The sequence below is a fragment of the Streptomyces sp. CB02056 genome (genome assembly GCF_001905545.1).
GTDB lineage: Bacteria > Actinomycetota > Actinomycetes > Streptomycetales > Streptomycetaceae > Kitasatospora.
This window is the reverse complement of the sequence record NZ_LIPD01000009.1, coordinates 311,674-336,728: the sequence shown is the minus strand read 5'-3', so window position 1 is coordinate 336,728 and position 25,055 is coordinate 311,674. Positions and strand designations below refer to the sequence as shown.

General features: G+C 73.2%; 23 protein-coding genes. 12 read left to right on the top strand and 11 right to left on the bottom strand.

Translation table 11 applies throughout. From position 1 onward, the window contains the following. Nucleotides 1-14 precede the first annotated feature (14 nt). The 4 genes from AMK13_RS25510 to AMK13_RS25495 all read right to left on the bottom strand — a co-directional run bounded on the left by AMK13_RS25510 (nt 15) and on the right by AMK13_RS25495 (nt 5,128). The gene (locus AMK13_RS25510) at nt 15-1,571 is read right to left on the bottom strand and encodes an NCS1 family nucleobase:cation symporter-1 (RefSeq protein WP_074004225.1); all 1,557 of its coding nucleotides are present in this window, start codon (nt 1,569-1,571) and stop codon (nt 15-17) included. 63 nt (nt 1,572-1,634) lie between these two features. Beyond that, nucleotides 1,635-2,648: a TIGR03842 family LLM class F420-dependent oxidoreductase gene (locus tag AMK13_RS25505; protein WP_049649710.1), complete on the bottom strand. Its 1,014-nt coding sequence runs from the start codon at nt 2,646-2,648 to the stop codon at nt 1,635-1,637. A 177-nt stretch (nt 2,649-2,825) separates the two neighbouring features. Continuing rightward, nucleotides 2,826-4,274 (bottom strand): dihydropyrimidinase, encoded by a 1,449-nt coding sequence (hydA, locus tag AMK13_RS25500; protein ID WP_074004224.1) that lies wholly within the window; start codon nt 4,272-4,274, stop codon nt 2,826-2,828. 11 nt (nt 4,275-4,285) lie between these two features. Continuing rightward, nucleotides 4,286-5,128, bottom strand: a complete 843-nt coding sequence (locus AMK13_RS25495) for a nitrilase-related carbon-nitrogen hydrolase (RefSeq protein WP_049649708.1) — start codon at nt 5,126-5,128, stop codon at nt 4,286-4,288. A gap of 430 nt (nt 5,129-5,558) precedes the next feature. On the opposite strand from AMK13_RS25495, the gene AMK13_RS25490 reads away from it, so the two are divergent. From AMK13_RS25490 to AMK13_RS25450, 10 genes are all read left to right on the top strand, one after another. After that, nucleotides 5,559-8,738: a hypothetical protein gene (locus AMK13_RS25490; RefSeq protein ID WP_143204629.1), complete on the top strand. Its 3,180-nt coding sequence runs from the start codon at nt 5,559-5,561 to the stop codon at nt 8,736-8,738. Between the two features lie 145 nt (nt 8,739-8,883). Beyond that, a complete protein-coding gene (locus tag AMK13_RS46455; protein ID WP_107086570.1) occupies nt 8,884-8,961 on the top strand; it encodes a putative leader peptide in 78 nt (25 codons plus the stop codon). A gap of 195 nt (nt 8,962-9,156) precedes the next feature. Next, nucleotides 9,157-9,747, top strand: coding sequence for a cysteine dioxygenase (locus tag AMK13_RS25485; RefSeq protein WP_079272438.1), 591 nt, complete (start codon nt 9,157-9,159; stop codon nt 9,745-9,747). Continuing rightward, nucleotides 9,741-10,127 carry a rhodanese-like domain-containing protein gene (locus tag AMK13_RS25480; RefSeq protein ID WP_049657033.1) on the top strand — a complete coding sequence of 129 codons (387 nt, stop codon included), beginning with the start codon at nt 9,741-9,743 and terminating at the stop codon, nt 10,125-10,127. The genes AMK13_RS25485 and AMK13_RS25480 overlap by 7 nt, the downstream gene beginning before the upstream one ends. 215 nt (nt 10,128-10,342) lie before the next feature. Next, complete coding sequence (locus AMK13_RS25475) at nt 10,343-11,551, top strand: ABC transporter ATP-binding protein (RefSeq protein WP_079272437.1); 1,209 nt, start codon at nt 10,343-10,345, stop codon at nt 11,549-11,551. Next, nucleotides 11,541-12,209, top strand: coding sequence for an ABC transporter permease (locus tag AMK13_RS25470; protein WP_049657035.1), 669 nt, complete (start codon nt 11,541-11,543; stop codon nt 12,207-12,209). The genes AMK13_RS25475 and AMK13_RS25470 overlap by 11 nt, the downstream gene beginning before the upstream one ends. Further along, on the top strand, nt 12,206-12,883 hold the full coding sequence (locus AMK13_RS25465) for an ABC transporter permease (RefSeq protein WP_049657036.1): 678 nt from the start codon (nt 12,206-12,208) through the stop codon (nt 12,881-12,883). Before AMK13_RS25470 ends, AMK13_RS25465 begins: the two co-directional genes overlap by 4 nt. A 45-nt stretch (nt 12,884-12,928) precedes the next feature. Continuing rightward, nucleotides 12,929-13,858, top strand: coding sequence for an ABC transporter substrate-binding protein (locus AMK13_RS25460; protein ID WP_074004222.1), 930 nt, complete (start codon nt 12,929-12,931; stop codon nt 13,856-13,858). Between the two features lie 226 nt (nt 13,859-14,084). Next, entirely contained in the window at nt 14,085-14,660 is a 576-nt protein-coding gene (locus AMK13_RS44205) for a hypothetical protein (protein WP_079272435.1), read from the top strand. Nucleotides 14,661-15,249: 589 nt separating this feature from the next. Further along, nucleotides 15,250-17,307 carry a glycosyl hydrolase family 18 protein gene (locus tag AMK13_RS25450; RefSeq protein WP_074004221.1) on the top strand — a complete coding sequence of 686 codons (2,058 nt, stop codon included), beginning with the start codon at nt 15,250-15,252 and terminating at the stop codon, nt 17,305-17,307. A gap of 165 nt (nt 17,308-17,472) precedes the next feature. Here the strand turns inward: AMK13_RS25450 and AMK13_RS25445 are convergent, their stop codons facing one another. From AMK13_RS25445 to AMK13_RS25425, 5 genes are all read right to left on the bottom strand, one after another. Continuing rightward, nucleotides 17,473-18,771, bottom strand: coding sequence for a multidrug effflux MFS transporter (locus AMK13_RS25445; RefSeq protein ID WP_074004220.1), 1,299 nt, complete (start codon nt 18,769-18,771; stop codon nt 17,473-17,475). Between the two features lie 275 nt (nt 18,772-19,046). Then, nucleotides 19,047-19,529 carry a hypothetical protein gene (locus AMK13_RS25440; protein WP_049657923.1) on the bottom strand — a complete coding sequence of 161 codons (483 nt, stop codon included), beginning with the start codon at nt 19,527-19,529 and terminating at the stop codon, nt 19,047-19,049. 424 nt (nt 19,530-19,953) lie between these two features. After that, nucleotides 19,954-20,832: an alkaline phosphatase family protein gene (locus AMK13_RS25435; RefSeq protein WP_074004219.1), complete on the bottom strand. Its 879-nt coding sequence runs from the start codon at nt 20,830-20,832 to the stop codon at nt 19,954-19,956. 318 nt (nt 20,833-21,150) lie between these two features. Beyond that, the gene (locus AMK13_RS25430) at nt 21,151-21,528 is read right to left on the bottom strand and encodes a hypothetical protein (protein ID WP_049652263.1); all 378 of its coding nucleotides are present in this window, start codon (nt 21,526-21,528) and stop codon (nt 21,151-21,153) included. 75 nt (nt 21,529-21,603) lie between these two features. Then, nucleotides 21,604-22,791, bottom strand: coding sequence for an acyl-CoA dehydrogenase family protein (locus AMK13_RS25425; protein WP_074004218.1), 1,188 nt, complete (start codon nt 22,789-22,791; stop codon nt 21,604-21,606). 100 nt (nt 22,792-22,891) lie between these two features. Between AMK13_RS25425 and AMK13_RS25420 the strand changes: the two genes are divergently transcribed. Together AMK13_RS25420 and AMK13_RS25415 are read left to right on the top strand one after the other, a co-directional pair. Continuing rightward, complete coding sequence (locus tag AMK13_RS25420; protein ID WP_074004217.1) at nt 22,892-23,431, top strand: GNAT family N-acetyltransferase; 540 nt, start codon at nt 22,892-22,894, stop codon at nt 23,429-23,431. A gap of 70 nt (nt 23,432-23,501) precedes the next feature. Continuing rightward, nucleotides 23,502-23,828: a hypothetical protein gene (locus tag AMK13_RS25415; RefSeq protein ID WP_074004216.1), complete on the top strand. Its 327-nt coding sequence runs from the start codon at nt 23,502-23,504 to the stop codon at nt 23,826-23,828. A 79-nt stretch (nt 23,829-23,907) separates the two neighbouring features. Here AMK13_RS25415 and AMK13_RS25410 read toward each other — a convergent pair whose 3' ends face one another. Then, nucleotides 23,908-24,216: an AzlD domain-containing protein gene (locus AMK13_RS25410; protein WP_369808302.1), complete on the bottom strand. Its 309-nt coding sequence runs from the start codon at nt 24,214-24,216 to the stop codon at nt 23,908-23,910. Next, nucleotides 24,216-24,980, bottom strand: coding sequence for an AzlC family ABC transporter permease (locus tag AMK13_RS25405; RefSeq protein ID WP_074004429.1), 765 nt, complete (start codon nt 24,978-24,980; stop codon nt 24,216-24,218). The genes AMK13_RS25410 and AMK13_RS25405 overlap by 1 nt, the downstream gene beginning before the upstream one ends. Nucleotides 24,981-25,055 lie beyond the last annotated feature (75 nt).

Genomic DNA, 25,055 nt, shown 5'->3' with positions numbered 1-25,055 from the left:
TTCGTCCTCCCCCGTCAGCCCTCCCCCGCCTCCCCGCTCCCCCTCCCGAACACCCCGCTCAGCCCCAGGTACACCACGGCCGCCGCCGTCAGCCCGACGGCCCAGCCGTAGTCGGCGAGCGGCTTGAGGACAGGGATCAGGCCGTCCGCCGGGAAGGGTCCCTGCTTCGCACCGTCGGCGTCGACGGTGGAGTACGAGCCGCCGACGGCCAGCACGCCGCCCACCAGCAGCGCCGTCACGGCCCGCCAGTTCCAGCCGGCCGCATACCAGTACGCCCCGCCCGGGCGGTACAGCTCGGCGAGCCGGAGGCGGGTGCGGCGCAGGGCCCAGTAGTCGGCGATCAGCACTCCGCCGACCGTGCCGAGCAGCCCGCCGACCACACCGAGCCAGGTGAAGATGTACACGTGCGGGTCGGAGATCAGCCGCCACGGGAGGATCACGATCCCGACCACCCCCGTGATCAGCGCCCCGGTCCGGAAGGTGACGAATCGGGGCAGCAGGTTGGCGAGGTCGTACGCGGGCGACACCACGTTGGCGGCGATGTTCACCGACAGCGTCGCGACCAGCACGGTCAGCAGCGCGAACAGGATGCCGACCGGGTTCTCCATCTTGGCGGCCAGCTGGATCGGGTCCCACACCGGGGCCCCGTAGACCGCCTCGGAGCCCGAGGTGACCAGCACGGACAGGAACGCGAAGAGCGTCATCGTGGTCGGCAGGCCGAGCGCCTGCCCGCGTATCTGGGCCCGCTGGCTGCCGCCGAAGCGGGTGAAGTCGGGGATGTTCAGCGAGAGGGTGGACCAGAACCCGATCATGCCCATCAGCGCGGGGAAGAAGACCTTCCAGAAGCCGCCGCCCCACCCCAGCCTGGACGGCTGGTCGAGCAATGGCCCGAGCCCGCCCGCCTTGACGGTGATCCACACCAGCAGCGCGAGCGCGCCGACGATGACGAACGGCGCCGCCCAGTTCTCGAACCGCCGCAGCGCCTCCATCCCCCGCGCGATGATGGCCATCTCGATCAGCCAGAACAGCAGGAACGAGAGCCACTGCGTCCACGGGTGGCCGCCGAACTCACCGGCCGTGCACCAGGATTCGCCGAACAGCTTGCCCGCCAGCAGGAAGATGCCCTCGCCGCCGATCCAGGTCTGGATGCCGAACCACGCGCAGGCCACCGCCGCCCGCAGCAGGGCGGGCAGGTTGGCGCCGCGCAGCCCGAAGGCGGCCCGGGCGAAGACCGGGAACGGGATGCCGTACTTGGTGCCGGCGTGCCCGGTGAGCAGCATCGGGACCAGCACGAGGAGGTTGGCGAGCGCGATCGTCAGCACCGCCTGCTTCCAGTCCATGCCGAGCGTGACCAGGCCCGAAGCCAGGGTCCAGGACGGGATGTTGTGGGCCATGCCGACCCAGAGCGCGAGGAAGTTGTACGTGGTCCAGGTACGCCGTGCCACCGGGACCGGCCGCAGGTCGTCGCTGGTGAAGCCGTTGGATGGCAAGTCCCCGGCGGCCGGGTCGAGTTCGACCCGGCCGTCGGGGTGGTGCCACTGTCTGCCGTCACTGGTCGCGGTTCCGGGCATGGGCAACTCCCGTCCGCCGCGGGCGGATCCGCGGCTGAGCTCGGGTGGGGGCGCCGGGCGGAGTCACAGGTGCGGGATGACGTCCGTCCCGTACGCGTCGATGGTGGTCTCGATGGCGTCGTGCATGGCGTAGACGGCGAACTGGTCGACGCCGAGCGAGCGGAGCTCCGCCAGTCGGGCCCGCTGCGCCTCCACCGGGCCGATCAGGCAGAAGCGGTCGATGATCCCGTCCGGGACGAAGGCCGTGTCCGGGTTCCCGGCCCGCCCGTGGTGGCTGTAGTCGTAGCCCTGGCGGTCCTTGATGTAGTCGGTGAGCGCCTCCGGTACCAGGTCGGAGTGCTCGCCGTAGTGGCTGACCAGGTCGGCGACGTGGTTGCCGACCATCCCGCCGAACCAGCGGCACTGCTCCCGGGCGTGGGCGAGCGCCTCGGGCGAGTCGTCGGCGGTGACGTAGGCCGGGGCGGCGACGCAGATGGTGATCGACTCCGGATCCCGGCCGGCCTCGACGGCGGCGGCCCGCACCGCCTTGACCATGAACTCGGTGAGGTAGGGGTCTGCCAACTGCAGGATGAAGCCGTCGGCTTGACGTCCGGTCAGGTTCAACGCCTTCGGCCCGTACGCCCCCATCCAGATCGGCAGGGAGGCGCCGGCGCGGACCCACGGCAGGTGCATCTCGCTGCCGTCCACCTCGGCGGTGCGCCCCTCGGCCAACTCCTTGATGGCGTGCATGGCTTCGGAGAGCCGGGCGAGGGTGGCGGGGCTCCGCCCGGCGACCCGCATGGCGGAGTCGCCGCGGCCGATGCCGCAGACGGTCCGGTTGCCGTACATGTCGTTGAGCGTGGCGAACGTGGAGGCGGTCACCTCCCAGGTGCGGGTGGAGGGGTTGGTGACCATCGGGCCGACGGTCATCCGCTCCGTCTCGGCGAGGATCCGGCTGTAGATGACGAAGGGCTCCTGCCACAGCACGCAGGAGTCGAAGGTCCAGCCGTGGCTGAACCCGGCCCGCTCGGCGCGGATCATCCGGTCGATGAGCAGTCGGGCGGGCGGGTCGGTCTGGAGGACGAGGCCGATGTCCATGAGGGGCTCCAGGTAAGGGTTTTGACCGCCGCCACCCGGCCGTCGGCCGGATCGGTCGCCCCGGTCGAAGGAGCGGGCCGGCAGCCGGGCGGGCGACCGGACGGCCGGCAGACCGGGCGGCGGCGGGTGGACGTCGCGGAACGGGAGGAACGGGAGGGGCGGGAATCGGGAGAGGGATCAGACCAGGTACTGGCAGGTGTCCCGGCGCAGGAAGGTGCCGTGGCCGGCCCGGCCGCGCCAGTCGCCGTCGTCCAGCACGACGGTGCCGCGCGACACCACCGTCCGCACCCGGCCGGTGAGTCGACGGCCCTCGTAGGCCGAGTAGTCCACGTTCATGTGGTGGGTCGCGGCGGAGACGGTCTGCACCGCGGTGGGGTCGTAGACCACCAGGTCGGCGTCGGCACCCGGGGCGATGGTGCCCTTGCGCGGGTGCAGGCCGAACATCCGGGCCGGGGTGGTGCAGGCGATCTCGACCCAGCGGCGCCGGCTGATGTGCCCGTCCACCACGGCCTGGTGGAGCAGGTCCATCCGGTTCTCTACGCCCGGCAGGCCGTTGGGGATCTTCGAGAAGTCGCCCCGGCCCAGCTCCTTCTGGCCGACGAAGCAGAACGGGCAGTGGTCGGTGGAGACCACCTGGAGGTCGTTGGTGCGCAGCCCGCGCCAGAGCGCCTCCTGGTGCTCGCGCGGTCTGAGCGGCGTGCTGCACACGTACTTGGCGCCCTCGAAGCCGTCGGCGCCCTCCTCGGCGAGGTTGTCGGTGGAGAGGAAGAGGTACTGCGGGCAGGTCTCGCCGAAGACGTTGAGGCCGGCGTCCCGGGCCCCGACGATTTCGGCGAGCGCGGCGGCTGCGGAGACGTGCACCACGTAGAGCGGGCTGCCCGCCACCTGGGCGAGCTTGATCGCCCGGTGGGTGGCCTCGGCCTCCAGCAGTTCGCGCCGGACCTCGCCGTGGTAGCGGGGGGCGGTCCTCCCGGCGGCGAGCGCCTGTTCGACCAGGACGTCGATGGCGATGCCGTTCTCCGCGTGCATCATGATCAACCCGCCGTTGGCGGCGCCGCGCTGCATGGCCCGCAGGATGCGGCCGTCGTCGCTGTAGAAGACGCCGGGGTAGGCCATGAAGAGCTTGAAGGAGGTGGACTCGCCGGAGTCCACGAGGGTGTCCATCTCCTTGAGCACGGCGTCGTTGACGTCGGAGACGATGGTGTGGAAGGCGTAGTCGATCGCGCAGTTGCCCTCGGCCTTGGCGTGCCAGGTGTCCAGGCCCTCGCGCAGCGAGCCGCCGACCGACTGGACGGCGAAGTCCACGATGGTGGTGGTGCCGCCCCAGGCCGCGGCGCGGGTGCCGGTCTCGAAGGTGTCGGAGGCCGCGGTGCCGCCGAACGGCAGCTCCATGTGGGTGTGGGCGTCGACCCCGCCCGGGATGACGTAGTGGCCGGTGGCGTCGATGACGGTGTCGGCGGTCCAGGCCTCGGCGGCGGAGCTGCCGGTGGTGGCCAGGGCGGCGACGCGCTCGCCCTCGATCAGGACGTCGGCGTGGAGTTCCTCGGTGGCGGTGATGACGAGGCCGCCGCGGACGACGGTGCGCTGGTGCGGGTCGCGGGTGGCCCTCACGTCGTTGGTGGTCATCGCGCTGCTCCTCAGGCCTCGGCGAGCGGCCCGTAGGCGTCGGGCCGGCGGTCCCGGTAGAACGCCCACTGCTGGCGGACCTGTTCGATCAGGCCGAGGTCGAGGTCGCGGACGACGAGTTCCTCCTCCTTGTCGGAGGCGACGTCGCCGACGAACTGCCCGCGCGGGTCGACGAAGTAGGAGGTGCCGTAGAAGTCGTTGTCGCCGTACTCCTCGGTGCCGACGCGGTTGATCGCGGCGACGAAGTACTCGTTGGCGACGGCGGCGGCGGGCTGTTCGAGCTGCCAGAGGTAGGCGGACAGGCCGCGGCTGGTGGCGGAGGGGTTGTAGACGATCTGCGCGCCGGCCAGGCCCAGGGCGCGCCAGCCCTCGGGGAAGTGGCGGTCGTAGCAGATGTACACGCCGACCTTGCCGACGGCGGTGTCGAACACGGGCCAGCCGAGGTTGCCGGGCTTGAAGTAGTACTTCTCCCAGAAGCCCTTGACCTGCGGGATGTGGTGCTTGCGGTACTTGCCGAGGTAGCTGCCGTCGGCGTCGATGACGGCGGCGGTGTTGTAGTAGACGCCGGCCTGTTCCTCCTCGTAGACCGGGACGACCATCACCAGCCCGAGCTCGCGGGCGAGGTCCCGCATCCGGCGCACGGTCGGGCCGTCGGGGACGGCCTCGGCCCAGCGGTAGTGCTCGGCTTCCTGGACCTGACAGAAGTACGGGGAGTTGAAGACCTCCTGGAAGCCGATGATCTTCGCTCCCTGGGCGGCGGCCTCGCGGGCGTACCGCTCGTGGAGCGCGATCATGCTCTCCTGGTCACCCGTCCAGCGGGTCTGGACGAGCGCGGCCCGGACGATCTGCGACATGGTTACCTCCGCAACTCCGCGGCCCGGCCGTGCGGTCGGGCCCGCGGTCTGAGGGTTGACGGGGCGGGTCTCGCCTGCGGGTCCGCTCGGGAAACCGCAGGGTCTACGTGCGTAGAAAGCGATCTGTAGACGGTAGGCCCGGCCTCGGTGGCCTGACAATACGTCGGTGGAAACGCGTCTGGGGTGATCTTGTTGCGCGGACACGCGGATGGTCCCGGGTGGGATGAAAAGCTGATCTACCCCACGCGTCGCCTTCTTACTCGTTCGAGTGAAACCGGACACCCTGGGTGCGCAATCGGCGATGGTGGGGTAAGACCCGCGTGGACATCGCGGTGGATCACTACGGATCGTCAGTCATCGGTGGTTTCCTACGAGTTCAGCGTCCCGGTCACGGGGGATCGGGGCGGCCAAGCGGGGGGTGACGATGGTGGTGGCGGATTCCGCGACGGAGACGGCGGCGGCGAAGAAAGCGGCGGAGGCGACGGGTACGGCAGATAGCGCGGCGGGCGGAGGCCCGGCGGCGCGGCCGCCCGCCCTGCCCGCCTGGGCCGGCCTGCTGCTCGCCCTCGGCGCCCTGCTGCCGGTCCTCCTCGGCGGGCTGCTGTTCCGTCACCAGGCGCCGCGCGTACGGGACGTCGCCCTCCAGCTCGCCGGTTCCCGTGCGGCCGCCGAGGCCGTGGTCGGCGGCCGTGCCGCGGACCACCTGGCCGCGCTGCGCGCCGACGGCTGGCTGATCGGCGGCTACGGGCTGACGTTGCTCGCCGCCGCGCTGCTCGGCGGGTACGTGCTCGGGCCGGCCCGCCGGCGGCTGTCGGCCGTCGCGGTCGGCGGCGCCGGGCTGCTCGCGGCCTGCTGCGACCTGGGCGAGGACGCGCTGCTGCGCGCCGGGCTGGACGGCCTCCACCCGGGTGCGGGCGGTTCCGACACCCCCTTCGCCGTCGCCACCGCGCTCGCCACCGTCAAGTGGCTGCTGCTCCTGCCCGCCGGGGTGCTCGCGGCGGGCATCCTGCTGGTGACCGCCACCCGCGCGGTGCGCGGGCTCCGGCCGGCGCGAGCGGGCGCGAAGGCCCGCGGCACCGACTCCCCCGACCGTCCGGCGCTGATCCCGCCCTGGCCGATCGCCGCCCGGCGCGGCTCCTCGACGCCCACCGCCGAAGCGCCGGACGCCCCGGACGCGCCCGTCCGGCACGCCCACTGGCGCGACGCCGCCCGGGTGCCGCCCGGCCGCGAACCCGCCGAACTCGGCTTCTGCGCCTCCGGCGGCGGCATCCGCTCCGCCTGCGTCACCCTCGGCGCGCTCCAGTCGCTGCGGCCGTGGCTGAAACGGGCCCGCTACCTGGTCTCCGTCTCGGGCGGCGGCTACACCGTCGGCGCGCTCCAGCTCGCGCTCAGCGACTCCGCGCCCGGCAGCCCGGTGCGCGCCGTCTCGGGCCTGACGGCCGACACCGTGATGGAGCCCGGGTCCCCCGAGGAGGACCACCTCCGCCGGCACGGCAAGTACATCGCCGACGGCGCGGGCGAATGGCTGGTCGCCCTCGGGACGCTGCTGCGCGGGGTGCTGTCCGCCCTCACCCTGCTGCTGGCCGCCGTCCTGACACTCGGCCTCGGGCTCAGCCGCTTCTACCGGGCCGTGCCGCTCACCGACCTGAGCCACCTGGCGGCGGCCGGGCTGCGCCACGCCGGCGCCGTACCGGGGCCGTTGGAGCTCCGGGCACCGGCACTCGCCGCCTTCGGCCTCCTGCTGGCCTCGGCCACCGGGTGCTGGCTGCTCTGGCTGCTGGCCTTCCCCTCGCTCGGCTGGCAGGCGCTGCTGCCACGGGCGCTGCGCAGGGCCAATCTCGGCCTGCTCGCCCTGGCCGCCCTGCTGGCCGTCGGGGTGCTGGTGGTACCGGGGCTGGCCTGGGGCGCGGTGCGGCTCCAGCAGGCGCTGGCGGCGGGGCCGCAGCTCACCGGCGCGGGGCTCGGCCTGACCGTGGCGCTCAGCTACCTGGCGCTGCTGCTCGGCATACTCTGGCGCGACCGCCGGACGCCCGGTCGGGGTGCCACCACGCCGGGCGCGGCGGGCCGGCCCCGGGTCAGCGGCGCCAGCCTCCCGCAGACCCTCGTGGTCTGCTCCGCCCTCCTGGCGCTGACGGCGGGTGCGCTGCTGGCCCTCGGCTGGGCGGTCGCCACCGGCTACGCCTGGCCGACGGCCGTCCAGGTGCTGCTGCCCCTGGTGCTCGGCGCGGTCGGGCTGAACCTCGACCAGACCTGGGTGAGCCTGCACCCGTTCTACCGGTTGCGGCTGGCCTCGGCGTTCGCGGTCCGGCGGGCCACCGAGGGCGGCCGGTCGGTGGCCCGCCCGTACCACTTCTTCCGGGAGCAGACGTGGCTGAGCCACTACGGCGCCCGGCACCCCGACTTCCCCCAGGTGATCTTCTCGGCGGCGGCCAACCTGTCGGGCAACTCCCGTACGCCACCGGGCCGTCCGGCGGCCTCCTTCTCGCTCTCCTACGACTACGTGGGCGGCCCGGACATCGGGTACGCGCGCACCGACCTGCTGGAGCGGCGCACCAGTGCGCACATCGCCCGGGACCTCACCGTGCAGTCGGCGATGGCCGTCTCCGGCGCGGCCTTCTCCTCCGCGATGGGGCGGGAATCCCGCGTCTACCAGCGGCTGTTCGCGGTGACCAACGCCCGCCTCGGGACGTGGCTGCCCAACCCGGCGGTACTCGGCCCCGACTGGTCCGGTCCGCCGGACTGGCGCCGCCCCGCGCAGCCCGCCGTCCGCCGCCTCCCGTACCAACTGCGGGAGCTGATCGGGCGGTTCCCGGCCGACGACCGCTTCCTGCTCACCACCGACGGCGGCCACTACGAGAACCTCGGGCTGGTCGAGCTGCTGCGGCACCGGGTGCGGACGGTGGTCTGCATCGACGCCAGCGGCGACGCGGGGTACGCCACCAACCTGGCCGCCGCGATCACCCTGGCCCGCGAGGAGCTGGGCGTCGCCATCACCCTGCACGAGCCCGAGCTGCTGATCCCGGGCACCGCCGCCGACCGGCCCACCGAGGGTGACGACGCGGACGGCCGCTCGGACGGCCGCGCGGACGACGGCGTGCAGGGCCGCGCGGACGACGGCGTGCAGGGCCGCGCGGGCCGCCGGCCACCGCTGCGCGGGCTCGCGGAACAGCTCTCCGCCCGGCTCTCGGCCCGGGCGGTGGTCACCGGGGACATCCGCTACCCGGATCTGGACGAGGGGCCCGGGGCCGTCCGGCACGGCCGGCTGATCCTCCTCCAGGCGGTACTGACCCCCGGGATGCCGTACGAGCTGCACGCCTACGCGATGGCGAACCGGGCCTTCCCGAACGACCGCACCAGCGACCAGTGGTTCGACCACCAGCAGTTCGACGCCTACCAGACGCTCGGCCGCCACCTGGGAGAACAGGCCGCGCCGCTGATCGAGCAGGCACTGACCGACCAGGCGAGGGCCGACCAGGCGCGGGCCGACCAGGCACCGGCCGGACCGGCCCCGGGCCCCACCGGGTCGGTGCCCGCACAGCCGACGCGCGACACCGACCCGGCACCGTCCGCCACGGCTCCCCCGCCACCGCGCCGCCCGGCCGAGGAGTAGCCGGGAGGCGACCGACGGATGCTCGAAGGGTGCTCGGCGAGCGGGCGACGGGTAGCCGACCGGTCCGTCGGTCGCCGGGAACGGACGGCGGCGGACGGTCGGCCCGGCTTGACTTCCTCCGCTTCGCTCGGGAAAGATCCGGCGCATGGACTCCGGCGCCACTCTGGTATGCCGCCTGCACGTCGATCTGCGACGCCAGGCGAGTTCCATCTGTGCCTGTTGACCTTGTTCTCCCCCGCCGGTCCCGCTCTGTGACGTCTGCCAGGGCCCGCGCCGCGCACCCGCACCCGCAGTCCTGACCCCGCCCAGCCCCGGCGCACCCTTGCGTGCCGGGCCGCCCCGTCGGCCCGCGCCCTCCACCGCCGCCGGACACCGGGCGCTTCCCACCGACGTTCCCGCCGCACCCGAGGACGCCCTCATGACTCTGAGCCCGAGCCCGAGCATCAGCCCCGAAACCCAGCCGACCGTAAACCCCGACAACACCCGCCCCGCCGCCGCAAGCCCCACGAGCACCCCCGAGCCACCACCGACGCCGCCCGCCGGGGGCACCCCCACGCCGCTCACCCCCAGCACCCTGCGGACCATCGTCCGCGAACTGGCCGAGCGGCCCGAGGAGTGGATCCACCACGTCCGCCTCTCCACCGAGGAGCGCTGGTACCGGCGGCTGGCCGCGGACGACGACCACGAGGTGTGGCTGATCAGCTGGCTGCCCGGCCAGTCCACCGGCTTCCACGACCACGGCGGCTCCCGCGGCGCCTTCGCCGTCGCCCTCGGCGAGTTGGAGGAGCTGTCCCTCGGCGGGCCCGAGCAGGGCCTGCTGATCCGCCGGATCCCGGCCGGCACCGCCCGCGCCTTCGGCCCCGAGTACGTGCACGACGTGCGCAACACCGCCGTCGGCCCCGCCGTCACCCTGCACGCCTACTCGCCGCCGCTGAGTTCGATGGCGCACTACGACCTGCGGGCCGGCGGGCTCGTCCGCACCTCCGAGGAAGGACCTGAACAGTGGTGACCACGATCGACGACCTGGTGGAGCGGGCCCGGGAGGGCGTCCACCGACCGCGCGCCCGCGAGGCGTACCAGGCCCAGCTGGACGGCGCGCTGCTGGTGGACATCCGTCCGGCGGCGCAGCGGGCGGCCGAGGGGGAGATCCCCGGCTCGCTGATCATCGAACGCAACGTGCTGGAGTGGCGGCTCGATCCGACGGGAAGTCACCGGATTCCCGAGGCCTCGGGCTACGACGTCGAGGTGGTCGTGGTCTGCTCCGAGGGCTACGCCTCCAGCCTGGCCGCGGCCTCCCTGCGCGAGCTGGGACTGCACCGGGCGACCGACCTGGACGGCGGTTTCGTCGGCTGGGCGGCCGCCGGCCTGCCGACCCGTCAGGGCGGCTGAGCCTGCGGTCGCACCGCGTGCCGGGGCGGTAAATCAGGGACAGGAGATGATGCAGGTCATAGTGTGATCAGAGTTTCCGCTGGTCCAAAGCCGGGCAACCACGCGGGCGGAAGTACGCCCGGGCGCTTGAAACCGCCGCCACCGAACGACCCTGACCGAACGACCGAACGACCCAGGCGCCGCCTTTCCGGGGCGCCCTGACGAGGAAACTCCACGTGATCAGATTCGAGGGCGCGGGAATGCGCCACCCCGACGGCACCATCGCCGTCGAGGGACTGGACCTGGAGGTCCCGACCGGTCGGATAACCGTCCTGGTCGGACCGTCCGGCTGCGGGAAGACCACCCTGCTGCGCATGGTCAACCGGATGGTCGAGCCCACTTCGGGCCGGGTCCTGCTGGACGACACGGACGTCGCGGAGCTGGAACCCGCCAAGCTGCGCCGCGGCATCGGGTACGTGATCCAGCAGGCCGGACTCTTCCCGCACCGCAAGGTGATCGACAACATCGCCACCGTCCCCTACCTGCTCGGCTGGGACCGGAAGAAGGCCCGCGCCCGCGCCGCCGAACTGCTCGAACTGGTCGGGCTCGCGCCCGAGACCGCGAAGCGGTACCCGTTCCAGCTGTCCGGCGGCCAGCAGCAGCGGGTCGGCGTGGCGCGCGCGCTGGCCGCCGACCCGCCGGTGCTGCTGATGGACGAGCCGTTCAGCGCGGTCGACCCGGTGGTGCGGGCCGGGCTCCAGGAGGAGCTGCTGCGGCTCCAGTCCGAGCTGCACAAGACGGTGCTGTTCGTCACCCACGACATCGAGGAGGCCGTCCGGCTCGGCGACCAGGTGGTGGTGCTGCGCGAACACGGCCGGATCGCCCAACTGGCCGACCCGCACACCCTGCTCACCACCCCCGCCGACGAGGGCGTGGCCGCCTTCCTCGGGCGCGACCGGGGCCTGCGCGGCCTCGCCCTGCGCCCCGCGAGCGGCGTCCGGCTCCGCCCGGTGGGCGACGGACTCCGGTACGGCGGCTGGGAGTTGGCCCTGGACGACGGGCGCCGCCCGATCGGCTGGATCGACCGCGACGCCGTCACCGCCGAGCTGCACCCGGCGGCCGCCTTCCGCCCGGACGCCGACACCCTGCGCACGGCGCTGGACGCCGCCGTCCTCTCCCCCGCCGGGGTCGCGGTCGCGCTGGACGCCGAGGGCCGGGTCACCGGCACCGCGAGCCGCGAGGCCGTCCTCGCCGCCCTGCGGCCCGACGCCTCCGGCCCGCCGGCCGCCGGTCCGTCTGCCACTGGTCCGTCTGCCACCGGTTCGCCGGCCGCTGATGCGCCCGTCCGCACCGACAAGCCCCCGGCCACCACCGGAAGCCACCCGGACGACACGGGCGGCCCGGACGGAACGGGCAGCACGGACGGAGCCGACGGTGGACGATGAACCGATCGTCCGCTGGTACTGGATCGGCGACCACCTCGGCTACCTGGGCCACCTGCTCGCCGACCACGCCGTGATCGCCCTCGTCCCCGTGCTCATCGGCCTGCTGCTGGCCGTCCCGCTCGGCCTGGCCTGCGCCCGCTACCCCCGGCTGTACCAGCCGCTCTCCGCCGTGTTCAACATCGTCTACGCGCTGCCCTCGCTGGCCGTGTTCGTGGTGCTGATCCCGTACACCGGCCTCGCCACCCAGGCGACGGTGATGATCCCGCTCACCTTCTACGCCCTCGCCGTGCTGCTGCCGACCACCGTGGACGGGCTGCGCGCCGTCCCGGACTCCGTCCGGCAGGCCGCCACCGCGATGGGGTACGGGCCGTGGCACCGGCTGACCTCGGTCGAGCTGCCCGCCGCCGTGCCGTACCTGATCGCCGGACTGCGGGTCGCGGCGGTGTCCAGCATCTCGCTGGCCAGCGTCGGCGCGCTGGTCGGTCGCGGCGGGCTCGGCTACCTGTTCGTCGACGGCTTCCAGCGCACCTTCCCGACCCCGATCCTGGCCGGCATCGTGCTGATCGCCGTCCTCGCGCTGGCCGTCGACCTGGTGCTGGTGGCCGCCCGGCGGCTGCTCGCGCCCTGGGCCGTCCGGGAGAAGGGAGCGGGCTCGTGAACTGGCTGAACTGGCTGAGCGACTTCTTCACCGACCCGGACCACCTCAGCGGGCCGGACTCGATCGTGCACCGGGTCTCCGAGCACCTGCTGCTCTCCGGCGCGGCCTTGCTGTTCGCGGCGCTGCTCGCCGTCCCGCTCGGGCTGCTGATCGGCTACACCGGGCGCGGCGTCACCGTGGTGACCGCGCTCGCGGGCGCCGCCCGCGCCCTGCCCACCCTCGGCCTGGTGACGCTGGCGGTGCTGCTCGCCGGGGTCGGCGACACCGCCGTACTGGTCCCGCTGGTCGCGCTCGCCGCGCCGCCGCTGCTGGTGGCCGCCGTCGAGGGGGTGCGCGGCACCGACCCGGACGTCCGGGACGCGGCGCGCGGCATCGGGCTGACCCACCCCCAGGTGCTGTGGCAGGTCTGCCTGCCCTCGGCCGCCCCGACCCTGCTGGCGGGCTTCCGCACCGCGACCGTGCAGGTGATCGCGACCGCCACGGTGGCCGCCTACGTCGGGCTGGGCGGCCTCGGCCGCTACGTCATCGACGGGCTGGCGACCCGCAAGTACGCCGTGACCGTGGGTGGCGCGCTGCTGGTGGTCCTGCTCGCGGTCGTCGCCCAGCTGTTCTTCGCCCTGCTCGCCCGGTTCGCGCTCCCGCCCGGGGTGCGCGCCCAGCAGCGGCCCCGCTGACTCCGTTCCCCCTTCCCCTCCCGTTCCGGAAGGACATCTGTCACCATGTCGACAATCAACCGAAGCCGCCGCGTCGCCGCCCTCGGCACCCTCGCCGCGCTCACCCTCGGCGCCACCGCCTGCGGCTCCTCCGGCGGCAACCCGCTCGACGGGGGTTCGAGCGCCTCGGCCGCCACGGGCGGGTCCGGCTCGACCGTGGTGGTCGGCTCGGCCAACTTCCCGGAGAACGTCCTGCTCGGGTCGATCTACTCGCAGGCGCTCAAGGCCAAGGGCGTGAAGGTCCAGGAGAAGTTCAACATCGGCAGCCGCGAGGTGCTCTACGGGCAGTTGCAGAGCGGCAACCTCACCGTCCTGCCGGAGTACAACGGCTCGCTGCTCGCCTACCTGGACGCCAAGTCCACCGCTGTCACCACCCAGGACGTGAACGCGGAGCTCGCCAAGACGCTGCCCGCCACGCTGGGCATCCTCGAGTCCTCCCCGGCCGAGGACAAGGACTCGCTCAGCGTCACCCAGGAGACGGCCGACAAGGACAACCTCAAGAGCATCGCCGACCTCGCCGCCAAGGCCGGCGAGTACACCATCGGCGGGCCGCCGGAGTTCAAGAGCCGCCGCGAGCAGCAGCTCAAGGACGTCTACGGGCTGACCTTCAAGGAGTGGAAACCCACCGGCGACGCCACCGCGAACGCGCTCAAGGACGGCAGCATCCAGGTCGGCAACGTGTTCACCACCGACCCGAAGATCGTCCAGTACAAGCTGGTCCCGCTGGCCGACCCGAAGAACATCTTCGGCGCCCAGAACGTCACCCCGCTGGTCAACAAGGCGGGCGTGGACGCGACCGCGACGGCGGCGCTCAACGCGGTGTCGGCCAAGCTCGACACGGCCGGGCTGGTGGCGCTGATGAAGCGCGTGTCGGTGGACAAGGAGGACCCGTCGGCGGTCGCCAAGGACTGGCTGAAGTCCAACGGCCTCGGCTGACGGCGATTCGGCCCGGCGGCCGTGGAGCGTGAACGCGGCGGCCCGGAGGAAGCTCCTCCGGGCCGCCGTCCGCCGTTCCGGAGGCACCGTCCCGGGGCTTTCCGGGTGCGCTCGCGTGTGCGCTCACAGGTGCGCTCACGGGTGCGCTCACGGGTGCGTTCCAGGTGCTTTCCGACCACTGAAGGGACCTTCCCTTCTGCGGCGCGAACATGACAGTCTGGGCGCCATGCGCACTCGTCTCCTCGCCGCCACCCTCACGGCACTCGCCGCGGTGAGCCTCGCTGCCTGCTCCAGCTCCGGATCGGACTCGGGCAAGGCCACCTCCGCGGCCGGCTCCCCCACCGCCCCCGCCGCCTCGGCCACCGCGCCCTCCGACGCCGCCACGCCCTCGGCGACGCCGCCCGCGACCCCCGGGTCCGACCCGGCCGCCCCCACGGCCGACGGCGGCACCGGCGCGCCCGCCCCCGACGCCGGCGCCTCGGGAGCCCCCGCACCGTCCAAGCCCGCGCCGCCCGCCGATGCCGGACTGCCCGCCAAGCCGGGCACCGACGTGACGGCCAAGCTGGTCTCCGCGCTGGACGCGATCGACCCGGCGATCGTCGGCGGCAAGCCGGACCAGGCCGTGGACCGGGCGCGCAACCAGTGCCAGTCGATGTACCAGTTCCCCAAGGACAAGCAGAAGCTGGCGGACCTGGCCAACCAGCGCTTCACCTCCGCCGACCACCCGCAGGGCTTCGGGCCGGACACCGCCACGAAGATCAACGACGCGCTGCTCGCCACGCTCTGCCCGCCGTCCCACTGACCCGCCGATCCGCTTGTCCGCTGGCCCGCTGGTCGGCGACACCATGATCCGCCCGGTGTCCTGAGCGCCGGGCTGCCGTGGCCGCGCCCCTTTCCGGGTGCGCGGCCACGGTCTTCTCGTTTCCGGCGCCCCTCACCGCCGCCCCTCGCCGCCACCCGGAGCGTCCGACACCGTCCTCCCGGCGGGCCCCACCGGCGGCCCACCCGTCCCGACGCCGGTCCGCCCCCCTTCCGTCGCGCGGGCCGTGTGCTGACGAACTGTTAGGACTCTTGACAGACCAGTGGTCTAGTCCAAACATAAGCATGTCGATCCGACCGGGATGCACTGTGGGGGTGTGACCACCGGCGGCTGAGGCACTGCCATGCCCTGCCATGCTCCGCTCCACCCCCGCTCCGTACGGCGCGCGCTTCCGCACGCCGCCCGCGTCCACGCGAGTCGGTGGGCCTTCGCACGCCCGCACACCCCCGCACTTCCCCGTACTCCCGGTTCCGACCCGGTCCCGGGGCCGCCGCCGACCCCACACGGCCGCCCCACCCGGACCGACCGCACCTCCCCAACGTCCTGCCCCACCAAGTCTGTTGGAGAATCCATGCGCCTCCGCCGAACAGTCCAGGCCGTGTTGACGGCCTGCGCCACGCTGGCCGCCTCGGCCGGCCTGGTCGCCGCCGGGACGAGCTCCGCCCAGGCCGCCACCCCGCTCCCCAGCCGGGTCTTCGCCCCCTACTTCGAGTCCTGGACCGGCCAGAGCCCGGCCCAACTGGCCGCGCAGTCCGGCGCCAAGCACCTGACCATGGCGTTCCTCCAGGCCGCCACCAAGGGCTCCTGCACGCCGTACTGGAACGGCGACACCTCCAAGCCGGTGTCCTCCTCCACGTTCGGCGCGGACATCGCGACCATCCGCGCCAACGGCGGGGACGTGATCCCGTCCTTCGGCGGCTACACCGCCGACAACACCGGCACCGAGATCGCCGACAGCTGCACCGACGTCAACCAGATCGCGGCCGCCTTCCAGAACGTGATCACCACCTACGACGTCAGCCGGATCGACCTCGACATCGAGGACAACTCGCTGACCAACACCGCCGGGATCGACCGCCGCAACAAGGCCATCAAGCTCGTGCAGGACTGGGCCGCCGCCAACGGGCGGAGCATCCAGTTCTCCTACACGCTGCCCACCACCACCTCCGGGCTGGCCAGCAGCGGTCTCGCGGTGCTGAAGAACGCGGTCAGCAACAACGCGCGGATCGATGTCGTCAACATGATGACCTTCGACTACTACGACAACGCCGCCCACGACATGGCGGCCGACACCCAGACCTCCGCGCAGGGCCTCTACAACCAGCTCGCCAAGCTCTACCCGTCCAAGACCCCCGCCCAGCTGTGGGGTTCGATCGGGATCACCGAGATGATCGGTGTCGACGACTTCGGTCCGGCCGAGACCTTCACCCTGGCCAACGCCACCACCGTGTACAACTGGGCGGTCTCCAAGGGCATCAACACGCTGTCCTTCTGGGCCCTCCAGCGCGACAACGGCGGCTGCCCGGGCACGGCCGGCAACGACAACTGCTCCGGGATCGCCCAGAACACCTGGGACTTCACCCACGTCTTCGCGCCGTTCACCAGCGGCTCGACGGTGAGCAACGACTTCTCGGTGTCGGCCAGCCCGAACTCCGCCACGGTCGCGGCCGGTTCGTCCACCTCGGCCACCATCGCGACGGCCGTGACGGCGGGCTCCGCGCAGAGCGTCAACCTCACGGTCAGCGGCGCCCCGGCCGGCGTCACCGCCACCGTCACCCCCGGCAGCGTCACCGCCGGCAACAGCGCCACGCTGAACATCAGCACCACCTCCTCGGTGACGCCCGGGAGTTACCCGATCACGGTCACCGGCTCGGCGGCCTCCGGCAGCCACACCAGCACCTTCACCCTGACCGTCACCGGCACCCAGCCCGGCAATGACTTCTCGGTCGCCGTGAACCCGAACTCCGGTACGGTCGCGGCTGGTTCGTCCGTCTCGGCGACCATCTCGACGGCGGTCACGGCCGGCTCGGCGCAGAACCTCAACCTCGCGGTCGTCAGCCAGCCCGTCCCTGGCATCACCGCCACCATCACCCCCGGCAGCGTCACCGCCGGCAACAGCGCCACCCTGAACATCTCCACCAGCTCGGCCGTGACTCCGGGCACCTACCCGCTGGGCATCAGCGCCACCGGGGCCTCCGGCAACCACATCGCGTCCTACACGCTGACCGTCACCGGGACCACGCCGACCACCGGCCTGGTCAACGGCGACCTGGAGAGCGGCAGCCTGGCCCCGTGGACCTGCCAGAGCGGCGGCGCCGTGGTCTCCACCCCGGTCCACTCCGGCACCAAGGCCCTCCAGGCCGCGGCCACCGCCGCCCAGACCGGCGAGTGCGCGCAGACCGTCACGCTGAAGCCCAACACCAGCTACACCCTGAGCGGTTGGGTGCAGGGCAACTACGCCTACATCGGCGTCAACGGCGGCGCCACCGCCAGCGCGTGGGCCAACTCCTCCGGCTGGACCAAGGTGTCCGTCCCCTTCACCACCGGCGCCAACGGCACCGTCTCCGTGTACCTGCACGGCTGGTACGGCCAGGGCAACGTGTACGGGGATGACTTCTCCATCGCCTGAGACCGCCCCGGGCGACGAATGACGGTTGACGAGTAACGGATAACGGATGACAGCTGACAGATTTCAACATCTGTCAGCTGTCATCTGTCTTCTGTTCGTTGTTACCCGTTCGCTGTCATCCGTCCGCCGTCAGTCTTCCGGCCGCGGCCTGCCGCCCGTCTCCTGTCAGCCGCCCGCCGCCGCCCGCATCCGCTCCGGTCGGCACAGCGCCAGGTAGACCACCGTCGCGAGCACCCCGCAGACCAGGACCACCAGCGCCAGCAGCACCGCCGACGGCTGACCGCCGAGGCTGCTCAGCGGCGCGACCACCGCGGCGCACAGGAAGTTGCCCGTCCCGAGCAGCGCCGACGCCGTACCCGCCACCTGCGGCTCGACCAGGCCGAGCGCCTGGGCGGCGGTGTTCGGCAGCAGCACGCCCAGGCTGCCCATCATCACGAACAGCGGCGGGCAGAACCCGGCCAGCCCGAAGTCCCACACCGTGGTCAGCAGCACCAGCGCCACCCCGGCGGCGACCGCCGCCGCGAGGCTGCCCAGCATCAGCACCCGCTGCGTGAAGCGCGGCGCCAGCACGCGCCCGTTCACCTGGGTCATCACCACGATCGCGAACGAGTTCAGCCCGAACAGCAGGCTGTAGGTCTGCGGCGAGACCTGGTACACGTGCTGGAGCACCGTCGACGACCCGCTGATGTAGCCGAACAGCGCCCCGAAGGCGAGGGAGCTGGTCAGCGCCAGCCCGAGGAACGGCAGGTTGCCCAGCAGCCGTCCCATCGTCCGCAGGGTCGCGCCCACGCCGCCGCGGTCCCGGGTCTCCGGCGGCAGCGTCTCGCGCAGCACCCCGAACGAGACCAGGGTGAGCAGCAGCCCGAGCGCCGTCAGCACGCCGAAGGTGCCGCGCCACGAGGTGAACCGCATCAGCTGCGCGCCGATGATCGGCGCGAGGATCGGCGCCAGCCCGGATATCAGGGCGATCGAGGCGAGGAAGCGCAGCAGCGCGACGCCCTGGAAGCGGTCCCGGGAGACGGCGCGTCCGATCACCAGCCCGGCGGACCCGGCCGCGCCCTGGACGAAGCGGGCGGCGATCAGCACGGCCAGGTTCGGCGCGAACACGCACACCACGCTGGACAGGGTGTAGAGGACGAGCCCGGCGAGCAGCGGCACCCGGCGCCCGTAGCGGTCGCTGAGCGGCCCGAAGAGCAGCTGCCCGGCGGCGACCCCGAACATCGAGAAGGTCAGGGTGAGCTGGACGGCGGCCGGCTGGGCGACCAGGTCGTCGGCGATCGCGGGCAGGCCCGGCAGGTAGAGGTCGGTGGTGAGCGGACCGAGCGCGGTGAGGCCGCCGAGGGCGGCGATCACGGCCCAGCCGGGACGGGTCTGGCCGGTGGCGGGTGCGGCGACGGATGCGGGGGCGGTGGTGGCGGCAGCGGTCGACGTGTCGTCGGTGGGGCCGACGGTCGGGCCGGGCATGGTTCTCCTTACGGACGGGCGACGTGGGGTTCGTTCGCGCTCCGTCCTACCGCAGCACGGTCCGGTTCCCACAGCGGGGGTACGTGCTGTCCGGCTGCGGGGGTGCGCCGGGCGGATCGTCCGCCGCCCGTTTCCGGCCCGCACACGGCGACGGCCCGCCCGCACCTTCCGGTGCCCGGCGGGCCGTTCCGTTCCCCGGTCGCGGCGACCAGGAGTGCTCAGAGGTGTTCAGGGGTTCCCGGGAGTGCTCAGGAGTACTCGGGTGCCCGCCGGACTCAGCGCTTGGCGACGTGCTCGGCGCGCAGCGCCGCCTGCACCGCCGCGCCGTCCTGCCACGCGTAGAGCTGGTTGCCGGTCAGCGCCACGTTGTAGTACCCACAGGTGCCGATGACCTTGGTCGCGACGCCCTCGGGGAACCAGCCGGCCTTGAGCGACTCCGGCACCGGGTGCGCGCTCTTGCCCGGCTGCCCGGCGGTGCAGCCGACGGGCAGCCGCTCCTCCGGGAGGGTGGCGCGCAGCAGGCGGTCGTCGCCCCTGGTGGACATCAGGTACTTCACCCCGGAGGCGTTGTCGGGCAGCCAGGTCGGCATCGACCGGCGGTCGGCCTTGGCCTGGGTGCCGGTCTCGTACGAGCCCTGTTGCTGGTGGTGCTCGTCGTACCAGTCGGACACCCGCGGGCCGATTGCCACGGCCGCCACGGCGACGGCCATGCCGGTACCAGCGACTCCCAGCGCGACCTTGCTCACGATGCCCTTCATGCCCGGCTGTCCTCTCCGTGTCGTGACCGGTGCGGCCGTCGCCGACCGCTCGTCTCCGCCGCCGGCGGCCGCTCAGGTCCGCGTCGCCGGCCCGGTCGGCGTGCTCCACCGTCCGGTGCAACCATCGTGGCCCGTCCCGACCCGTCGGATCGTCACCACCAGGTCGCGATCTTGTCTCCAACCCACGGGGTACCTTCTCCACCTTCAGGCGTATGTCCTTCGGCAGGGACCCTGAGGCCCGCAGGTCCGGGGCCCGCGGGCTCGGAGGCGTGCCGCTCCGGCGCCCTGGCCGGCACGCGCGGGTCGAGCGCGGCCCGAGCCCCGGTCGAGCCCCGGTCGAGCCTCGCTCAAGCCCGGCGCCGCCGCAGCCCGGCCTGCTGCACCCGGGGGCACCGGTACCCCCGGATCGCGGACCGCCCGCCGCTCAGACCGCCGCCGGCACCGGCCTGGCCAGCGGGAACGGGCGGCCGTCGAGGGTCCAGTGCGGGTCGATCGGGCGCAGCAGGGAGGCGTACACCTGCGCGGCGACGTCCGGGTGGCGGATCTCGCCGGTGGGCGGGCCGGCCGGGATGCCGTGCCCCGCGCAGGCGACCCAGGCCGTCCGCTCCTCGACCGTACGGCCGCCGTGGCCGCCGGCGTCCACGTGCCCGTGGTCGGTGACGACGATGACCGTCCACTGCTCCTCGGCGTAGGTCGCCCGGCCGCGGACGGCGTCGAGGAGGCGGCCGAGGCGCTCGTCGGCGGTGCGCATGGACGCGCGGTACTCGTCGCCGCAGCCCAGGAAGTGGGCGGTCTCGTCGACGGCGCCGAGGTAGACGAAGGAGGCCTCCGGGTCGGCGGTGCCGAGGACGTGGACGGCCTCCCGGACGACCTCCTCGTCCACCGCCTCCCAGGCCTCGGGGGTGTCCTCGGCGGGGGCCACGTAGGAGAGCCGGCCGGGGGCGCGGAACAGCGGGCCGCCGGACTCGTTGATCATCAGCGGGTCCCAGCCGGCCGCGACGAAGGTGCGGCGCCGGTCGCCCCGGGCGAGGCGGGTGGCGAAGTCGGGGAACACGTCGAGCCGGTTGCCGCCCAGGTGGTTGCCCCAGACCCCGTGCTTGGCGGGCTCGACCCCGGTCACGATGGTGGTCCAGCACGGCCCGGACATGGTGGGCGTGCCGTCCGCGACGGTGACCGGCACCAGGAACCCGGCCTCGGCGACCTCCTCCAGGCGCGGCATCTGCACCTGCGCCAGGTAGTCGTGGCGGACACCGTCGATCCCGACGACGAGAACGCGGGGGCGGGGCCACTGGGCAGCGGACATGGGACGTTCCTTTCGGTCGTGCGCACCCGGCCGCGCCCGCCGAGGGCGCCGCCGACCGCGCCATGCTCCACCGACCGCCGTACCGGTCGGCGTCACCTCACCGAACGCCGGGTGTCCACGAGGTGTCGGAAGAGCGCCGGGGAGCCGCCGGGGCGGTCCGCGGCCGACGGGGGCCGTACGGAACGGGCCGCCCCGCCGACCGTGCCGACGCCGCGGGCTCCGGGCCGCGGGCTCCGGGCGGCGGGGCGGCAGGCGGGGAGGCGGCAGGTCGGCGCTACGGACGGCGGGGCAGGTCGGGGCTGCCGGCGGCGGGGCGGGTCACGACTGCGGGCGGAACTCGTGGACCACCTCGATGCGGCCGACGATGTGCCGGTTGAACTCGGCCAACTCCTCGGCGGGCACCCAGAGTTCGAGGATCGTCCGGCCGCCCGCCCGCTGGACGGGGTAGCGGGCGAGGAAGGCGGTGTCGACCTCGAAGCGGGTGACGTAGCCGACGCCGGAGGCGGGCACGTTCCAGTCCCGGGCGATCCGGATCGCGTAGTCCTCGTTGAGGACGGGGTAGAAGATCGGCTGCTCGGGCAGGCGGGGCGGCCAGGCGCGCCGGTCGGCGGCCTCGACCAGGGCCAGCTCCTCCGGGCCGGTGGGGCGCCAGAGGGTGGTGGTCGGGGGCCGCGTCGGGACGTACTGGCTGGTCATGGCAGGGACGGTAGCCGGGCCGCGACGGGCCCGGCCACCGGTTTTCCCGGGCCGGGAAGGGCGGGCGGCGGCCCGTCAGCGGTAGGCGGACTCGCCGGTGATGGCCTCGCCGAGGACCAGGGTGTGGATCTCACTGGTGCCCTCGTAGGTGAGCACCGACTCCAGGTTGTTGGCGTGCCGCAGCACCGGGTACTCGGTGGTGATGCCATTGGCGCCGAGGACGGTCCGGGCGCTGCGGGCGATCTCCAGCGCGGTGCGGACGTTGTTGAGCTTGCCGAAGCTGATGTGCTGCGGGCGGGCCGCGCCCTGCTCCTTGAGCCGGCCGATCCGCAGCGCGACCAGGTAGGCCTTCTCGACCTCCAGCATCATCTCGACCAGCTTCTGCTGGGTCAGCTGGAAGCCCGCGATCGGGCGGTCGAACTGGATCCGGCTCTTGGCGTAGTCCAGGGCGGCGGTGTAGCAGTCGCGGGCGGCTCCGACGGTGCCCCAGAGGATGCCGTAGCGGGCCTCGTTGAGGGAGGAGAGCGGTCCGCGCAGGCCGACCACCCCGGGCAGCACTGCGTCGGCGGGCAGCACCACCTCGTCGAAGGCCAGCTCGCTGGTGACGGAGGCGCGCAGCGAGAGCTTGCCGTGCACGTCGGTGGCGGTCAGGCCGCGGGTGCCGCGCTCGACCAGGAAGCCGCGCACGCCCTCCTCGGTCTGCGCCCAGACCACGGCGACGTCGGCGATGCTGCCGTTGGTGATCCACATCTTGCTGCCGGACAGCACCCAGTCGCCGCCCTCACCGCCCTTCCGCACCGCCCGGGTCCGCATGTTGGCGGGGTCGGAGCCGAAGTCCGGCTCGGTGAGGCCGAAGCAGCCGATCAGTTCACCGGCGGCCATGCCGGGCAGCCAGCGCTGCTTCTGCTCCTCGGAGCCGAAGGCGTGGATCGAGCGCATGGCGAGCGAGCCCTGGACGGAGACGAAGCTGCGCAGCCCGGAGTCGGCCGCCTCCAGCTCCATGCAGGCCACCCCGTACGCCACCGCGTCGGCGCCCGCGCAGCCGTAGCCGTCGAGGTGCATGCCGAGCACGCCCAGGGCGCCGAGCTCGGGGGCCAGCTCGCGGACCGGGAAGACCCCGCGCTCGAACCAGTCGCCGATGTGCGGGCGGATGTGCTCCTCGGTGAACCGGCGAACGGTGTCGCGGATCAGCCGCTCCTCGTCCGAGAGCAGGTCGCCGACGGCGAGCAGGTCGGACGGGTCGATCCGGGTCGGCTTCGTCATCGAAGCTCCTTGTACTCTCGGCGGAATACCAGCGGAATACCGGCGAGTATCGCGCACCCGGCCGAGCGGTGGGCGGGCGCGAACGAGTGAGGATGGCGACATGTCCGACGGTGCGTACGTGATCGGCGAGGTGACGGCCCAGGAGCTGGACGACTCGGCGGAGGAGTTCGCCGGGCTCCTGGCGGAGACCGTGCACGGCGGCGCCTCGATCGGGTTCCTCGCCCCGCTGGCGCCCGACGAGGCCACGACGTGGTGGCGGGCGCTCGGCCCGGACCTCGCGGCCGGCCGGCTGGTGCTGTGGACCGCCCGGAACCGGGCCGACGGACGGCTGGCCGGCACGGTGCAGCTGCGGCCCGCCACCACCGCGAACGGCCGCCACCGGGGCGAGGTGGCCAAGCTGATGGTGCACCCCGCCGATCGCGGGCACCGGCTGGCGGGACGGCTGCTGGCGGCGCTGGAGGAACGGGCGGTGGAGCTGGGCATCCGGCTGCTGGTACTGGACACCGAGACCGGGAGCCCGGCGGAGCGGCTCTACGAGGGGGCGGGCTGGACCCGGGCCGGCTCGGTGCCGGACTTCGCGGCCGATCCGGCGGGCGTGCTCCGGCCGACCACCATCTTCTTCAAGTCGCCGACGCGCTGACGGGTCGACGGCCCGAGCGGGCGAAGCGGGCCGGACGGGCCGAGGGAACACGACGGAACGGGAGCAGGGCATGGCACGTTGGGCGCTGGTCGTGGAGGAGACGGTGGGCACCGGGCACGACCGGACCTGGGGCAGCAAGGTGCTCGCCGAGGTCGAGGGCAGCCGTGAGGAGGCCGTCGAGGAGCTGAAGCGACTCGTCCCCTCCTACACCCCGCAGCACCCGTTCAACAGCCGGCGGCGGACGCTGCTCCGCGACGGGGACACCTACCTGCTGGTCTCGCAGGGGAGCATGCGCGACTACCACTGCGTGTTCAAGGTGTGGGAGCTGCTGTGGGACAGCGAGCGGCCGGAGGTCCAGGCGGAGCGCCTGGCCGAGGGGGACGCGGAGGACGGGTGACGGAGGGCGGGTGACAGCGAACAGATGACAGCCGACAGATAACAGATAACAGATTTCAAACTCTGTCAGCTGTCAGCCGTCACCCCACCCCGCAGAGCCGCAGCACCGCCGTCGTCGCCGCACCGGCGACCACCACCACCGGGAACGGTGCCCGGCGCAGCGCGAGCACCCCTGCGGCCAGCACGCCCGCCGGGCGGGCCCACCCCGCGAAACCGTGCCCCTGGGTCAGCGCGCCGGTCGCGACCAGGGCCACGAGCAGCACCGTCGCCGCGACGGCCAGCAGGTGCCGCAGTCGCTCCGAGAGGGCGAGCCGGCCGGCGAGCAGCGGCCCGGCGAGCCGGTAGGCGTACGTTCCGGCCGCGAGCAGCAGAACGGCGTACAGCGGCATCATCGAACCGTCTCCTTCTCGCTCTTCACGGCACTCTCCCCGCCCACCGCGTTCTCCACGTTCTGCTCGTCCGCGGCACTCCGGGCCGCCTCCCCCGCCGCCGGCCGTCCGGCGAACAGCAGCCCGACTAGGGCCAGCAGCACCGGCAGCCCGGCCGGGACGAACGGCGTGGCGGCGACCGCGACCACCGCTCCCACCAGCGCCGCCGTACGGATGCGGCGGTCCACGAGCGAGGGCAGGACGAGGGCGAGCAGCACCGCCGGGAAGGCCGCGTCCAGGCCGAACGCGTCCGTGTCGCCGATCAGCCCGCCCGCGAGCGCGCCGAGCAGCACCGAGACGTTCCAGACCACGAACAGCGCGATCCCGCAGAGCCAGTACACGGCGCGGCGCCGGCGCGGCTCGTTCTGCTGCAGGGCGAAGGCGGCGGTCTCGTCGGTGAGCAGCTGCGCGCCCAGCAGGCGCCGCCACCAGGGGCCGTCGAGCACGTCGGCCACGGTGAAGCCGAAGGGCAGCAGCCGGGCGTTGAGCACCAACCCGGTGGCGACCGCGGCGAGGGCGCCGCCGCCGGAGAGCACCACGCCGACCGCCGCGAACTGGGAGCCGCCCGCGAACACCAGGACGGAGAGGGCGACCGGCACCCAGAGCGGCAGACCGCCGGAGACGCTGATCGCGCCGAAGGAGGCGCCGACGAGGGCATCGGCCAGGCAGACCAGAGCGACGTCCCGGAGGGTGGCGCGCTCCAGTGTTCGGAGTAGCGAACGCATGTTCATTAGAGTGAACCGCTCCAGCCTCGTTCGTCAAGGCGAACAGGCAGACCGATCCGGCGAACGATGGCCGAC

Bases quoted from the DNA above. Each gene is read 5' to 3' on its own strand.
- AMK13_RS25510 (WP_074004225.1), bottom strand. From the start codon at position 1,571: ATGCCCGGAACCGCGACCAGTGACGGCAGACAGTGGCACCACCCCGAC.
- AMK13_RS25505 (WP_049649710.1), bottom strand. From the start codon at position 2,648: ATGGACATCGGCCTCGTCCTCCAGACCGACCCGCCCGCCCGACTGCTC.
- hydA (WP_074004224.1), bottom strand. From the start codon at position 4,274: ATGACCACCAACGACGTGAGGGCCACCCGCGACCCGCACCAGCGCACC.
- AMK13_RS25495 (WP_049649708.1), bottom strand. From the start codon at position 5,128: ATGTCGCAGATCGTCCGGGCCGCGCTCGTCCAGACCCGCTGGACGGGT.
- AMK13_RS46455 (WP_107086570.1), top strand. From the start codon at position 8,884: ATGGACTCCGGCGCCACTCTGGTATGCCGCCTGCACGTCGATCTGCGA.
- AMK13_RS25485 (WP_079272438.1), top strand. From the start codon at position 9,157: ATGACTCTGAGCCCGAGCCCGAGCATCAGCCCCGAAACCCAGCCGACC.
- AMK13_RS25460 (WP_074004222.1), top strand. From the start codon at position 12,929: ATGTCGACAATCAACCGAAGCCGCCGCGTCGCCGCCCTCGGCACCCTC.
- AMK13_RS44205 (WP_079272435.1), top strand. From the start codon at position 14,085: ATGCGCACTCGTCTCCTCGCCGCCACCCTCACGGCACTCGCCGCGGTG.
- AMK13_RS25450 (WP_074004221.1), top strand. From the start codon at position 15,250: ATGCGCCTCCGCCGAACAGTCCAGGCCGTGTTGACGGCCTGCGCCACG.
- AMK13_RS25445 (WP_074004220.1), bottom strand. From the start codon at position 18,771: ATGCCCGGCCCGACCGTCGGCCCCACCGACGACACGTCGACCGCTGCC.
- AMK13_RS25440 (WP_049657923.1), bottom strand. From the start codon at position 19,529: ATGAAGGGCATCGTGAGCAAGGTCGCGCTGGGAGTCGCTGGTACCGGC.
- AMK13_RS25435 (WP_074004219.1), bottom strand. From the start codon at position 20,832: ATGTCCGCTGCCCAGTGGCCCCGCCCCCGCGTTCTCGTCGTCGGGATC.
- AMK13_RS25430 (WP_049652263.1), bottom strand. From the start codon at position 21,528: ATGACCAGCCAGTACGTCCCGACGCGGCCCCCGACCACCACCCTCTGG.
- AMK13_RS25425 (WP_074004218.1), bottom strand. From the start codon at position 22,791: ATGACGAAGCCGACCCGGATCGACCCGTCCGACCTGCTCGCCGTCGGC.
- AMK13_RS25420 (WP_074004217.1), top strand. From the start codon at position 22,892: ATGTCCGACGGTGCGTACGTGATCGGCGAGGTGACGGCCCAGGAGCTG.
- AMK13_RS25415 (WP_074004216.1), top strand. From the start codon at position 23,502: ATGGCACGTTGGGCGCTGGTCGTGGAGGAGACGGTGGGCACCGGGCAC.
- AMK13_RS25410 (WP_369808302.1), bottom strand. From the start codon at position 24,216: ATGCCGCTGTACGCCGTTCTGCTGCTCGCGGCCGGAACGTACGCCTAC.
- AMK13_RS25405 (WP_074004429.1), bottom strand. From the start codon at position 24,980: ATGCGTTCGCTACTCCGAACACTGGAGCGCGCCACCCTCCGGGACGTC.